This is a genomic window from Pseudomonas brassicacearum (assembly GCF_003732225.1).
GTDB classification, from domain to species: Bacteria; Pseudomonadota; Gammaproteobacteria; order Pseudomonadales; family Pseudomonadaceae; genus Aquipseudomonas; species Aquipseudomonas brassicacearum_E.
Genome location: NZ_MOBJ01000008.1, coordinates 55647 through 68602, shown reverse-complemented (window position 1 = coordinate 68602; position 12956 = coordinate 55647). Strand labels below are relative to the sequence as shown.

Genomic DNA, 12956 nt, shown 5'->3' with positions numbered 1-12956 from the left:
CGGTGACTTACGCCAGGTCCGGGTTTGGAAAATGACTTTTACACGGAGGTGATGGGTATGCGAATTTATGAAGGCGCAGGACAGGCTGACACTCACGAGTCATTGTTGCGAGAGGATGCTGCCTATGTCTGGCATCCTTGGGCACCTAACCGCATAAGCACCAGTACGGTCATTGCCGTCGACGGTGCCGGCAGCTACATCACGGATGCCAAGGGAGATCGATACCTGGATGCCAAGGCTTCCGGCATGAATGCCACGCTGGGGTACGGCAATCAAAAGATCGTCAATGCCATAACGGCTCAGCTGGAAAAGCTGATGACCTATGACATGGTCGAAGGGGGCAATGCGCCCGCCGTCAAGTTGGCCTGTGCGATTGCCCAAGTGACCGCACCGGGCCTCACCAGGACGTTCTTTTGCAACAGTGGTTCGGAGGGTATCGAAACCGCGCTTAAGGTATCCCGTCGCTACCACAAGTTGCTCAACGACCCGCAGCGAACACTGATTGTGTCGCTGAAAAACTGTTATCACGGGACCACGCTGGCGGCCTCTACTTGCGCCACATCTTCTGCCGGTGACGAACAAGGACTGCTTCCCGCAGGTTTTGTTTTAGCGCCCGGGCCCGACTGGGAGGTCGTGCGCCGCGAAGGCCCAGATGCATCCCAGTCGGGGGTCGAGGCACTCGAAGGTTTTTTCGCTGAACATGGGAAAAATATTTCGGCCTTCATTGTTGAACCTGTCCAAGGTATTGGCGGCTATATAGTGCCAGACAACTATCTGAGGGCTGCCCGACAGCTCTGCACTCGGTACGGTGCGCATCTCATACTGGATGAGGTTCTGACCGGGTTTGGGCGTACCGGCAAGATGTTCGCCTATGAATATGCGCATATTACCCCCGATATCCTGATTACCAGCAAGGGGTTGACGGCGGGTTACATGTCGCTGGCGGCAGTGACCACCCATGACACGATTTTCGATGTGTTTGAACGTGAAAAGGAAATGTCAGGTTTCAGCCACGGGCACACTCACTCGGGGCACGCTTCGGCCTGCGCGGCAGGCTTGGCGGTACTGGATATTCTGCAAAACGATGGGGTATTGACCCGCGTCCATCAGTTATCGACGGTTTTGCGCGAAGCAGTGAGTGCGTGCGCCGAGACTGCAACGGTCAGGGATGTAAGATGCCGCGGATTGCTCATGGCTGTCGAGTTCGACAGTGTCCAGCGAGCGGTCGCCATCAAGAAAAACCTGCAAGACAACAAGATACTGATCCGGCGCAGTGGTCGAAACATCATTTTTGCGCCGCCGCTCAATATCGACCTGGTTGATATCGAGTACCTGGCTGCGCAGTTTCTCAACGCCGTCAGCGCAGTATCCACGCAATAAACGCAATGGGTTGAGTGTTGTAATCAGGAATCGGGAGGTGTCGCAACATGGATGAAGCTTTGTTTTTCGATGACGTCAGCGTCGATCATATACGCCTATATGTGAATGATCTTGAGTTGGCCTCACTTACTCTGGGCGAAAAATATGGTCTTGCGTCATGTCATTTCAATCTTCCGGTTTGTTCTCTGGAGACAGAGCGTTCGCGATGCTTTTCCAAGGACGATATCTGCATTGTCCTAACTCAACCCTTGGTGCAGTCGCATCCGGGCAGCGAGTTTTTGCGACGGCATGGCGAGGGGGTTGCGGACATTGCCTTTCAGGTATCGGATGCCATGCAGGCCTTCTCGCTGGCCGTGTTACGCGGTGCGTTGCCGCACCAGGCTCCGCAGCAGAAAGACGGAGTAGTGATAGCTTCCATTTTTGGGGCGGGGGACCTCGTTCACACGTTTGTTCAGCGAGTGACGCCCAGGCATCGGCGTTCGCCGGACAATGACACACCAGGGAGAACAGTCACCGGTCTGCATGCCTTCGACCACTTTGCCGTGTGCCTGCAGGCCGGTGATCTGGCGGCAACCTGCGCCTTCTATATGTTGGCGCTGGATTTTTCCGTTCTCTATGAGGAGAAAATCGTGGTTGGCAAACAATCCATGAACTCCAAGGTGGTGCAGAACAGGTCCGGTCGGGTGACATTGACCTTGATAGAGCCCGATCTGAGCTATGAGGCAGGGCAAATAGACAGTTTCATTCAGAAGAACAATGGGGCGGGCGTTCAACATATTGCCTTGCGTACAACGAATATAGTCAAGTCAGTCCAGGCATTGGCTGAAAAGGGAGTCGACTTCTTGAAGTCCCCCAGCGCCTATTATCAACAGTTGCCGGAGCGTCTTGAGAGCCTTAAATATGATGTCGACAAACTGATGGAGTTGAGCTTGTTGGCTGATCAGGACCATGCCGGCCAGCTGTATCAGATATTTGCAAAACCCTCCGACCCCGACTGCCATTTCTTCTTTGAAATTATCGAGCGTGTCGGGGCCAAGAGCTTTGGCAGCAGCAATATCAAAGCGCTGTATGACTCTGTAGAAATGAGTAAGGCATCATGATCTCGACTCCAGTTAACCTCGCCGATTATTCGGAGTTGGCGCGCCTCGCCGTGTGCGACTCGATCTGGGATTTTCTTTGCGGGGGCAGTGGCGAGGAGATCACGTTAAGGGCCAACCGTACGGCACTGGATCGCGTTTCACTGCTGCCACGTGTTCTGACGGGCCTGACCGAGCACAGCACTGCCTGCACCTGGTTCACACACGCCAGCGCTATGCCAGTTGCCATTGCGCCCATGGCCTACCATAAATTGTTCAATCCGCAAGGCGAACTTGCCACCGCACGAGCGGCGAAGGTCAGCGGTGTGCCGTTGATCGTCAGTACCTTGAGCAGTGTTTCGATCGAGGAAATTGCCGCAGTGGGTACTGATCTCTGGTTCCAGTTGTATTGGCTCAAGGATCAAGCTCAGGTCAGGTCATTGGTTCAAAGAGCCGAAAATGCCGGTTGCAAAAGCATCATGGTAACGGCCGACGTGCCGCTGATGGCGCGGCGTAACCGAGACCTGCGTAATGGATTTGTATTGCCCGCTGATGTGCATGCAGCCAATCTGACGCCGAGTGCGCATCTTCATGCTGTTTCTCATACCGGCAGCGCTGCCACTTCCGCCGTGGAGCGGCACACCCGGGAAGCCTTTCTGGCAGGTTTGAGTTGGCGTCACATCGAGCAACTGCGCGCTATGACGACCTTGCCCATCACCGTCAAGGGGGTTATGGACCCTCGGGATGCGCGCCTGGCTTTCGAAAGCGGTGCAGACTGCGTTGTAGTTTCTAACCACGGCGGTCGACAGTTTGATGCCGCACCCGGCGCGCTGGAGAGTCTGGCGAATATTGTCGAGGCGACCCCGAGGGAATGCTCCGTGCTGTTTGACAGTGGAATCCGAACGGGTAGCGATGTACTGAAGGCGTTGGCCCTGGGGGCAGATGGCGTGCTGGTGGGTAGGCCGATCCTATGGGGCCTGGCCGCGCAAGGGCAGTCTGGCGTGGAGCAGGTTCTCGCGTTGCTCAAGGCTGAACTGCTGGACGCAATGGTCCTGGCAGGGTGTCATTCGCCCTTTGACGCCAAGGCGTTGGCTGTAAGGTAAGTAGACTGTTTGCGCTCTATTTCAATGGATGGAACCTACGTAATGAATCTAAATCTGGACGATCTGCACACCAGCCTCACCGACCCGGCGCTCAACTCCATGAACTTTCTCAATGAAGTGGCCGAGCGATATCCCCAAGCCATTTCCCTTGCCGCAGGCCGCCCTCACGAGGATTTCTTTGAGCTGGAGACAGTTCAACGAGCCATTCGCGTCTTTACCCGTTATTTGACTGATGACTGTCAAATGAGCGAGGAAAAAGTACGGCGAACAATTTTTCAGTACGGGCCTACCGCCGGAATCATCCAGGGACTGGTCAGCGAGCACTTGGCCATTGATGAAAAGATGCAGGTCGACTCGCACGCGATTGTGATCACGTCGGGATGCCAGGAAGCAATCCTGCTTACGTTACGCGCACTCTGTCGTGATTCCGGTGACGTGCTTCTCGCCATCAATCCCACCTATGTGGGGCTGACAGGAGCTGCACGCCTGCTCGATATTGATGTAGTGGCTGTTGCCACCGACGCTACCGGCGTTGACTTCGCTGACTTCAAGGTAGTGGTAGCCCGCTTGCGTGCCCAAGGGCGCAAGCCCAAGGCCTGTTACGTGATGCCCGACTTTGCAAACCCCTCCGGGGCGAGCATGAGTCTGGAAACGCGCCAGGCGTTACTGGCATTAGCGTTTGATGAAGAGCTATTGCTCATCGAAGATAACCCCTATGGCTATTTCCATGGGGATGAAACTAGGCTGCCGACGTTGAAGGCGCTGGATAAAACGCGCCAGGTCGTCTACCTGGGGTCTTTTTCGAAAACCATATTTCCTGGGGCAAGAGTCGGCTTTTTGGTAGCCGACCAGCTCTTGGAGCCAGCGGGCACAGCAGGTTTCTTGGCTGATCAAGTCGCCAAGATCAAAAGTATGGTGACAGTCAACACGTCCCCCATTGTGCAAGCCATCATCGGTGGGCAGTTGATTGAGCATCGACTCAGCTTGTCCACCGCGACACGTGACCTGCGCGGCATTTACGAGCGTAACAGGGTGGTAGTGCTTGCTGCCCTGGAAGAAAAACTGGGGACGCATGATTTGCCCGTCAGTTGGAATATCCCGACGGGCGGATTTTTTCTCGTGCTGACGGTACCTTTCGCTGCTGACGAAGCCGCCCTTGCACAGTGTGCGCAAGAGTTCGGCGTGATATGGACGCCCATGACCCATTTCTATCTGGGAGAGGGCGGGGTGAACCAGCTACGCTTATCCATCAGTGCCTTGAGCCCCGAGCAGATAGAGGAAGGTGTCGAGCGTCTGTCGCGTTTCATTCGGATGAGGTTCGATCGTGAACTCAATGCAACACGCACATCTAAGCGGATCAGGGGGGATCAACAGTGAATGGCTGAAGCTTTCCAGGCTAGCCAATGAAGATCTGGCCAATACCTTCAGCAAGCTCTTTGATCTGAAAAATGACCTACCAAAGTCCAAGGGGCCGAAGTGGCGCGCCCCGCTCGTGCCCCTTCTGTAAGCGGATGGCGAACTGGCTCGCGATAAATTACGGTGATGCAACCAGGTGTCGAACCAGATCAGACCGAGGGCACTTGAGCGTTCGAACTGGTTGTTTGCCGGGTCGCTACGCAGCAGCAAGCGGGTGGTGGCGATCATGAGCCTGATCCAGTAGACGCGCATGAATGGGCATGATCCGTATGCGTATCTCAAGAATGTGCTGACGTGACTGCCGACGCAGCGGGCGAACGATGTCAGTCATTTACTGCTGCATCACTGGCGTATAAGTGTACCCATGGGTGAGCGTTGCCTTGGACATGTTATTAATTGTTCCAATTATTTTCATCGCTCATTTTTGATCCTATGCTGGATTAATTTTTTAAATGATAAGGATTGAGCACCATTATGAATAGTTTTGTCTGTCGGAACAGGAGGGTGGAGAAGAATGAATACACCGGAATCAAGGTTGTAGGTGCTGAATTCTATAATTGTGATTTCTCACAAGCTGACTTGAGTGAAACGCAATTTGTTGATTGTAAGTTTTATGATCATGATGCTGAGCTGGGTTGCAATTTCAGGAGCGCAACTTTAGCGAGGTCCGTGTTTGCAAAGTGCGATCTTACAATGTGCAGCTTTAATTTTGCAAAGGCATTGGGTATAGAACTATCCGGATGCAAGCTGCAAGGTGCCGATTTTTCCAATACAAGTTTTATGAACATGATTACACACAAAAGCTGGTTCTGCCACGCAACGATTACGGACTGCAACCTCTCGTACGCAATTTTTTCGAGGGTGATACTGGAGAAATGCGAGCTTTGGGGCAATAGATGGGTCGGAACAAACATCAAAGGTGCAAGCTTTAATGGCTCAGATCTGTCAGGTGGAGAGTTTAACTCATTTGACTGGGAGCATGCGGATTTTAGAGGGTGCGATCTGAGCAACTCAGATCTTGGGGTTCTTGATGTTAGAAGAGTAAATCTTGATGGGGTAAAGTTGGAAGTTGAGCAGATTTGCAATTTGGCCAGAGTACTTGGAGTTGAGGTGGTGTGATGCTTTGAATGGCTTATAATCATGAGTTGATAGAGGAACGATTGTTCGACCGGCTTTGATTTTTTAACCTCAGGCAGCGAGGGCATCAAAATCGGTGGGTACTTCAGACCTTCCATAGAGACGTTAGAAACCCTCAACTGCAGATTGCTTCCGACCGGCCAATAGAAATCAATATTTATGATTTCTATTGGCTCCGGCTCAGTGGATGTCCTTTTTTACCAGCCTTATACAAGTCTTTCTGTGAAGACCTTGGCAAGGTCTGAAAGTCAACTTTGGCGATGCTATCGCGAGCAAGCCCGGCTCTTTCAGGGTGCGGAGAATCAGGACAAGAACCCACCATCCACATTCAACGAAACCCCGGTCGTATAACTCGACGCATCACTGGCCAAATACAGCACCGCACCGGCCATTTCACTCGGGTCAGCCACACGCTTGAGTGGAATCTGCTGCAACGCGGTCTTCAGAATCGCGTCGTTTTTCACCAGCGCCGAGGCAAACTTGGTGTCGGTCAGGCCCGGCAGCAGGGCGTTGCAGCGGATGCCGAACTGCGCACACTCCTTGGCGAAAACCTTGGTCATGTTGATCACTGCCGCCTTGGTTACCGAGTAGATGCCCTGGAAGATGCCCGGCGAAATGCCGTTGATCGACGCGACGTTGATGATGCTGCCGCCACCGTTTTCGCGCATCAGCTTGCCGGCTTCCACCGACATGAAGAAGTAGCCGCGAATGTTCACGTCGACGGTTTTCTGGAAGGCGCTGAGGTCGGTGTCCAGCACGTTGCAGAACTGCGGGTTGGTCGCGGCGTTGTTGACCAGGATGTCCAGGCGTCCGAACTGTTCGCGGATGCCGGCGAACACTTGAGTGATCTGTTCCATCTCGCCGATGTGGCAGGCGACGGCGGTGGCTTTGCCGCCGTCAGCGATGATCGCGTCGGCAACGTGCTGGCAGCCGTCGAGTTTGCGGCTCGAAACGATCACGTGGGCGCCTTGTTGGGCCAGCAGCTTGGCGATGGCTTCACCGATGCCACGGCTGGCACCGGAGACGAAAGCGATTTTACCGTCGAGGTCGAACAACTGAGTCTTGGACATGGTTTTTCCTTGTGATGGGCGTGGCGCCAGGGGCGCGATCAGAGGCTGGATTTCTGGATGACTTGCAGGCTCATCTGCTCCAGCAGCTTGTTCATGTGAATGAACTGCGCGAAGCGTTTGTCCTGGGTCTGGCCATGGAAGAAACGGTAGTAGATCTGCTGCACGATACCGGCCAGGCGGAACAGCCCGTAGGTGTAGTAGAAATCGAAGTTTTCGATCTTGATCCCCGAGCGTTCGGCGTAATAATCGACGAACTCGCGCCGGGTCAGCATGCCGGGGGCGTGGCTCGGTTGGCGGCGCATCAGTTGCACCGGTGCCGGGTCGCCGGCTTCGATCCAATAGGCGAGGGTGTTGCCCAGGTCCATCAGCGGATCGCCGAGGGTGGTCAGTTCCCAGTCCAGTACGCCGATGATCTGCATCGGGTTGTTCGGGTCGAGGATCACGTTGTCGAAGCGATAGTCGTTGTGAACGATACTCGACGTCGGATGGTCGGCCGGCATCTTGTCGTTGAGCCAGTCTTTGACGGCTTGCCAGCTCGGCGCATCGGGGGTCAGGGCTTTTTCGTAGCGGTCGCTCCAGCCACGAATCTGCCGCACGACATAACCCTGCGGCTTGCCCAGGTCGGCCAGGCCACAGGCCTGGTAATCGACGCGGTGCAGTTCGACGAGTTTGTCGATGAAGCTCTTGCACAGGGCTTCGGTTTTAGCCGCATCGAGGCCCAGTTCCGGCGGCAGATCAGAGCGCAGGATGATTCCCTTGACCCGCTCCATCACATAGAACTCGGCGCCGATCACCGATTCGTCGGTGCAGTGTACATAGGCTTTCGGGCAGTACGGAAAACCGTCCTTGAGCTGATTGAGAATGCGAAACTCACGGCCCATGTCGTGGGCGGACTTGGCCTTGTGGCCAAACGGTGGCCGACGCAGCACGAACTCCTGCTCGGGGTATTCCAGCAGGTACGTCAGGTTTGAAGCGCCACCGGGGAACTGGCTGATCTGTGGCAACCCGCTCAGGCCCGGAATGTGCGCCTTGAGGTACGGATCGATCAGGCTGGCATCGAGCTCTTCGCCAGAGCGGATACGGGTGGACTGGTCAGTAAGCGCCATGCTTATCCCTTCTGCTTATTTTGGAGGCCAGACATCATTGGCTAATTTAATGGCGCACCGGGGGCGCCACAAGCGTGACAAGGTCTTATAGGTTAGCGTGTTGCTGGATAATCAGCGTTCCTGATGTGCGAGAACAGGCTCGGCGGACTATGGTTCAGAGGAGCATCGCTTCCAGGAAGGAGATTCGAAATGGGCTGTCCGCAAGTTTGCGCCACCGCGACCCTGCAATGCAGTTTCGGTGCGGCACCTGGGGTGCTCAACGTGCTGCCGGTGAACCGCACGCTGACCGGGGGCATGCCGGCGGCGAACATCATGGATCACATTCCGCTGCTGAACATCATGCCGTTCGGCATGTGCATGAGCCCGGCCAACCCGATGGTCGCGGCGGCCACCGCTGCTGCTCTTGGGGTGTTGACGCCGATGCCGTGCATTCCGGCCACCGCCGCCCCGTGGATGCCCGGAGCGCCGACCCTGTTGCTGGGGGGAATGCCTGCCCTCGATGCCAATTGCAGCTTGATGTGCAACTGGGGCGGGATGATCAAGATCGCGATGCCGGGGCAGATGCAGATGCTTATTCCCTGATACACACACGATTAAAAGTGGGAGCGAGCCTGCTCGCGAAGGCGGTGTTTCAGTCACCATTGATACTGGATGTGCCGGCCTCTTCGCGAGCAAGCTCGCTCCCACACTGGATCGCCGGTGTACGCAATTACTGTGTGCAATGAAAATCCCCTGTGGGAGCGAGCCTGCTCGCGAAGGCGGTGTTTCAGTCACCATTGATACTGGATGTGCCGGCCTCTTCGCGAGCAAGCTCGCTCCCACACTGGATCGCCGGTGTACGCAATTACTATGTTCAATGAAGAACCCTGTGGGAGCGAGCTTGCTCGCGATGAGTCCATCAGATTCAATACACGGCGTTAGGCTTGTGTCGGATCGGCCCAGCGCCGATACCACCAGCGCATTCGCGAGATCGGTTTGCCCTCGGTGTCCAGCGGTCGTCCATCGCTGGCAAAGGCTTGCTCCGGCTCCAGCAACTGACCATTGAGATAACGGGCGTTGACGGCTGGCTTGCCGTTGGGATGAAAACGCTGGTAAACCCCTTCACGCACACCGTCGCGGTAAAACTCCATTTCAGCCACTTTTCCATCGGGAAAATAGTTGCAGGCTTCACCATGCAGCAGGCCTCGGCGATACGTGGCCCTGCGTTGCAGCCAGCCTTGCGGCGCATAAAACGTCGCGACGCCCTGTAACTTGTCGTGCACAAAAGGCATCTGTGCCGACAGCTTGCCGTTGGGGTGATACAGCAGGCTCATCCCTTGCAGTTCGCCCTGGCTGTAATTCAAGGCTGCCTGGGGCTTACCGGCTTCCTTGATGTGCAGCGGACCTTCCAGTTGGCCGTCGAGCATTCGTCCGTCGAGCCGGCTGTCACCGCGTTCCAGTTCCAGTTTGTCCGATGACATCCTCAGTCGCTCCTCAATTGACCTTCACCAGTCCGCCCTTGATGGTCAGCATGCCGCCGCCGTCCACGGTCTGCTCGGCACCGCCCTTGTTCATCAGGCTGACCCCGGCGTCGTTGGTCAGGGTAGTACCGGCCTTGTTGGTCAGTTCCGTACCCGCCTGATTGCTCAGGGAAGTGCCAGCCTTCTGACTGATCGAGGTGCTGGCCTGAGCCGCCAGATCGGCACCGCTCTTGATCGCGAAACTGCCGCCGCTTTGCAGGGTGAGGGTGCCGGTCACCTTGATGGTCAGGTTGCCATCCACTGTCAGGCTGTAATCGCCGGTGACCTTGTGTTCATAGTTGCCGCCAGTGCTGTGCTTCTGATCGGCACCGACCTTGACCGTGCGGCTGTCTTTTACGTCGAGGCTGTCGCTGCCGGTCTGGATCGTCACGCTGCGTTTGCCTTTTTCCAGGGTCACGGTCTCGTCGCCTTCCTTGACCGTGCGGGTGCGGGCATTTTTCACCGTCAGGGTTTCGTCGTGGCCGACGGTGGCAGTGGTGTCGTTGAGTACATTAATCTTGAAGTCCTTCTGCGCCTGCAGAAAAACCTCCTCGGCGTCCTTCTTGTCCTCGAAGCGCAACTCGTTGAAACCGCCACCACCTTTGGATGAATTGGTCTTGATCCCGGACTGAGTCTGGTTTGCCGGCAGAGCATAGGGCAGGGCGTTGTCGCCGTTATAGACGCAACCGGTGACCAGTGGCCGGTCCGGGTCGCCGTCGATAAAGGTCACGATCACCTCCTGACCGATGCGCGGCACGAACTGCATACCGAAACCTTTGCCGCTCCAGGGCAGCACCACGCGCACCCAGCAGGAGCTGGCTTCATCATTCTTGCCGTCGCGGTCCCAGGGGAACTGCAACTTGATCCGGCCATATTGGTCGGTCCAGATCTCCTCGCCGGATTTGCCCACCACCAATGCGGTCTGGGTGTGCATCCGCGGTTTGGGCGTGATCCGTCCCGGGCGATAAGGTGTGGCTTTGGGGATGGCTTCGAAGCGGTTGCGGTAGCTGTCATGACTGGCCTCATGAGTGACCGCCGTCACTACCCAATCGATATTCAGCGTCGCGTCATCATGGTCGGCCAGCGTGAACCAGTGCCCCGGCACCAACCAACGGCAATCGCTCTCGCCGACAAAGCGCTTTTCCTGACTGCGCAAGCCGTCTACCCGTTGCTTGGTCAGCGCATCGCCCCGGGCCTTGGCGTTGTAACCGCCCGGATGCTCATAGATGGAACGCGGCCCGGCCACGGCTTCGGCCTGGTCGTAGAGGGATGCGGTGGGTGTGGTGAACTCATAATCCGTCGCCCGATACACTCCGGCCACCGCCTGCACACAGACTTGGCCTGCGCGAATGCCATGCAACTCGCGCTCGCCCATCCGTTGCCCGAGGTAGCTCACCTTGGGTCCATTGGGAATCGGCACGAAGGCATCGTTACTGTCCCCGAGCACCAGTGTGTGCTTGCCATCCTCGTGGGTGAAGAACCAGAAAATCCCTTCGTCCTCCAGTAACCGCGAAACGAAGGCAAAATCGGTTTCGCCGTACTGCACACAGTACTCGCGCGGGGCGTAACTGCCGGTGAGCTTCAACTGAAAGTCGGTGAAGCCGTGGGCTTTGAAGATAGTGGTGACGATGTCCGAAGTGGCGAGGTTCTGGAACACCCGGTTATTGCTGGCCAGGGTCAGCCACCAGAGCCAGGGCCTTAAGGTGAGCTGATAACGTTCGGCGGTGGCGTCGGCGGGGAGTTGGCGGATTTCCGCGACCAGTGCGTCGAGCGGGCGAGTCAGGGTGTCGTTGTGCAGGGTAGTGGTGACGTGGGTGGCGACGGCAGTGGTCAGCGTGAGGGAGGTGCCGTCGTTGAGACCGTTCAGGGTTTGCGAACCCAGTGCATTGAGCACTTCTTCACCGGACAGCGACTCAGGGTAAAGCGCCGACAGCGAGGAGGCGGTAAGGGAGAGGCTGGTATTGCTGTCAGTGGCGCGGGGCATTGAGCACGCTCAGACAGTGATCAATGATTCGAAATCACTGTAAAAATAAATCTGTCCCTTTTCTGTAATCAAAGAATGCTCCACGACGTAGGGACTCCTGGAGTCCAGGTATAGATCCGACCAGGTTGAGAGTTGGAAACTGCCCACCCTCGGCAGACGTACAATCGGTTAGCACTGCATTGCTGTATCAGAAAATCCCAGGTTCGAGGGTCGGGTATTACGGCGGCGACACCATATTGCAAGGCGAACCAGATATCGATAACAAACGCATCATCGCCCCATGCCGCAAGGTTGTTGATATCGACGTTCCGATCGCGCGCTGCAACGACAAACGCATGCGATCCTGTACCGAGTAATTCAACATTGGTGGTTGAGACGGTATCGCGAATCGCTCTGAGGCAAAATCCTACAGCTGTTGCGGCGGACTCATCGCATCTGCCAACGTCAGTGTCACCCCAGGCGGTCATGTTTAATCGCATTCGAATGGACTCTTCCGAATAGAAGTTCTGATTGACTTCATTCGTTATTCTGTTCCGAATGTGTGTGACCTCAGGGTCTCGTTGTGGGACGAGTAATGCGCCCATCGCGCCAGGATTAGGGTTTGTTATTCTGAGTTGGCCTATCGGCGCCGCACAAGAGGCCGCCACATTTGCCATCATATTGGTGATCAATTGTTGCCTGGCCATGTTTCCTATCCTTGCGAAATTTTGTGAAGAAGAGGAAAGGGAGGAAAGGGGACAGATTTATTTTCGTGTCACCTGGGTATTACACGGTGATTGATCAATAAATCCGTCCCCTTTCCCATTTCAATCAACCCATACGACCCAGAACACCAATCAGATTCAGACTCGCTTGAGCCGCCTGAAACAACCGAAAGCCCGGTGTGCCCAAATGTGCTCTTACATCGTTGAATGCATCATTGAACGGTGCCGTCTGTGCAGGGCCCTGGAGCACAACCTGAATGCCATTGGGGTACGTCAGACCGGTGACGTTGTCCCAGCCAAAGGGGTTTGCACCACCGTTCTGGGTGATCCAGGCCTGGAGGTTGTTGAAGTAGGCAGTGAAGGCCGGCACCATGGGGCCCTGATTTTGCAGGGTAGAGTTCGCCCATAGCTGCAGGTCAGTGCGGTTGTTATTGATCTGCGCGGCCAGTTGTACGGTTGTAAATGCCATATAAACGCTCCT

12 protein-coding genes and 1 pseudogene are annotated in these 12956 nt (G+C 55.8%); 7 read left to right on the top strand and 6 right to left on the bottom strand.

Annotated features, from left to right (window positions below):
• The first annotated feature begins 24 nt into the window (after nucleotides 1-24).
• From BK659_RS12440 to BK659_RS12415, 6 genes and pseudogenes are all read left to right on the top strand, one after another.
• Nucleotides 25-1380, top strand: a complete 1356-nt coding sequence (locus BK659_RS12440; RefSeq protein WP_259740252.1) for an aminotransferase family protein — start codon at nucleotides 25-27, stop codon at nucleotides 1378-1380.
• 47 nt (nucleotides 1381-1427) lie between these two features.
• Complete coding sequence (gene hppD / locus BK659_RS12435) at nucleotides 1428-2480, top strand: 4-hydroxyphenylpyruvate dioxygenase (protein ID WP_123425364.1); 1053 nt, start codon at nucleotides 1428-1430, stop codon at nucleotides 2478-2480.
• The gene (locus BK659_RS12430; protein WP_123425363.1) at nucleotides 2477-3559 is read left to right on the top strand and encodes an alpha-hydroxy acid oxidase; all 1083 of its coding nucleotides are present in this window, start codon (nucleotides 2477-2479) and stop codon (nucleotides 3557-3559) included. Before hppD ends, BK659_RS12430 begins: the two co-directional genes overlap by 4 nt.
• A gap of 42 nt (nucleotides 3560-3601) precedes the next feature.
• A complete protein-coding gene (locus BK659_RS12425; protein ID WP_259740251.1) occupies nucleotides 3602-4936 on the top strand; it encodes an aminotransferase-like domain-containing protein in 1335 nt (444 codons plus the stop codon).
• Nucleotides 4937-5105: 169 nt separating this feature from the next.
• Nucleotides 5106-5270 (top strand): annotated as a pseudogene (locus tag BK659_RS12420) (IS66 family transposase); the annotation flags it as partial.
• Nucleotides 5271-5449: 179 nt separating this feature from the next.
• Nucleotides 5450-6094: a Qnr family pentapeptide repeat protein gene (locus tag BK659_RS12415; RefSeq protein WP_123425362.1), complete on the top strand. Its 645-nt coding sequence runs from the start codon at nucleotides 5450-5452 to the stop codon at nucleotides 6092-6094.
• A gap of 320 nt (nucleotides 6095-6414) precedes the next feature.
• On the opposite strand, the gene BK659_RS12410 is transcribed toward BK659_RS12415, so the two are convergent.
• Nucleotides 6415-7182, bottom strand: a complete 768-nt coding sequence (locus tag BK659_RS12410) for an SDR family oxidoreductase (protein ID WP_071555042.1) — start codon at nucleotides 7180-7182, stop codon at nucleotides 6415-6417.
• 38 nt (nucleotides 7183-7220) lie between these two features.
• Nucleotides 7221-8288 carry a phosphotransferase family protein gene (locus BK659_RS12405; protein WP_123425361.1) on the bottom strand — a complete coding sequence of 356 codons (1068 nt, stop codon included), beginning with the start codon at nucleotides 8286-8288 and terminating at the stop codon, nucleotides 7221-7223.
• Between the two features lie 189 nt (nucleotides 8289-8477).
• Between BK659_RS12405 and BK659_RS12400 the strand changes: the two genes are divergently transcribed.
• Nucleotides 8478-8870, top strand: a complete 393-nt coding sequence (locus tag BK659_RS12400; RefSeq protein ID WP_123425360.1) for a DUF4280 domain-containing protein — start codon at nucleotides 8478-8480, stop codon at nucleotides 8868-8870.
• Nucleotides 8871-9205: 335 nt separating this feature from the next.
• Here BK659_RS12400 and BK659_RS12395 read toward each other — a convergent pair whose 3' ends face one another.
• From BK659_RS12395 to BK659_RS12380, 4 genes are all read right to left on the bottom strand, one after another.
• Nucleotides 9206-9748 carry a toxin-antitoxin system YwqK family antitoxin gene (locus BK659_RS12395; RefSeq protein WP_123425359.1) on the bottom strand — a complete coding sequence of 181 codons (543 nt, stop codon included), beginning with the start codon at nucleotides 9746-9748 and terminating at the stop codon, nucleotides 9206-9208.
• A 13-nt stretch (nucleotides 9749-9761) separates the two neighbouring features.
• A complete protein-coding gene (locus BK659_RS12390; protein WP_123425358.1) occupies nucleotides 9762-11771 on the bottom strand; it encodes a type VI secretion system Vgr family protein in 2010 nt (669 codons plus the stop codon).
• Between the two features lie 68 nt (nucleotides 11772-11839).
• Nucleotides 11840-12457: a hypothetical protein gene (locus BK659_RS12385; RefSeq protein WP_123425357.1), complete on the bottom strand. Its 618-nt coding sequence runs from the start codon at nucleotides 12455-12457 to the stop codon at nucleotides 11840-11842.
• Between the two features lie 124 nt (nucleotides 12458-12581).
• Nucleotides 12582-12944: a hypothetical protein gene (locus BK659_RS12380; RefSeq protein WP_123425356.1), complete on the bottom strand. Its 363-nt coding sequence runs from the start codon at nucleotides 12942-12944 to the stop codon at nucleotides 12582-12584.
• Nucleotides 12945-12956: the final 12 nt, after the last annotated feature.

Coding starts and splice junctions, on each gene's coding strand:
- BK659_RS12390 (WP_123425358.1), bottom strand. CDS start 11,771: ATGCCCCGCGCCACTGACAGCAATACCAGCCTCTCCCTTACCGCCTCC.
- BK659_RS12415 (WP_123425362.1), top strand. CDS start 5,450: ATGAATAGTTTTGTCTGTCGGAACAGGAGGGTGGAGAAGAATGAATAC.
- BK659_RS12395 (WP_123425359.1), bottom strand. CDS start 9,748: ATGTCATCGGACAAACTGGAACTGGAACGCGGTGACAGCCGGCTCGAC.
- BK659_RS12385 (WP_123425357.1), bottom strand. CDS start 12,457: ATGGCCAGGCAACAATTGATCACCAATATGATGGCAAATGTGGCGGCC.
- BK659_RS12400 (WP_123425360.1), top strand. CDS start 8,478: ATGGGCTGTCCGCAAGTTTGCGCCACCGCGACCCTGCAATGCAGTTTC.
- BK659_RS12430 (WP_123425363.1), top strand. CDS start 2,477: ATGATCTCGACTCCAGTTAACCTCGCCGATTATTCGGAGTTGGCGCGC.
- BK659_RS12425 (WP_259740251.1), top strand. CDS start 3,602: ATGAATCTAAATCTGGACGATCTGCACACCAGCCTCACCGACCCGGCG.
- BK659_RS12380 (WP_123425356.1), bottom strand. CDS start 12,944: ATGGCATTTACAACCGTACAACTGGCCGCGCAGATCAATAACAACCGC.
- hppD (WP_123425364.1), top strand. CDS start 1,428: ATGGATGAAGCTTTGTTTTTCGATGACGTCAGCGTCGATCATATACGC.
- BK659_RS12405 (WP_123425361.1), bottom strand. CDS start 8,288: ATGGCGCTTACTGACCAGTCCACCCGTATCCGCTCTGGCGAAGAGCTC.
- BK659_RS12410 (WP_071555042.1), bottom strand. CDS start 7,182: ATGTCCAAGACTCAGTTGTTCGACCTCGACGGTAAAATCGCTTTCGTC.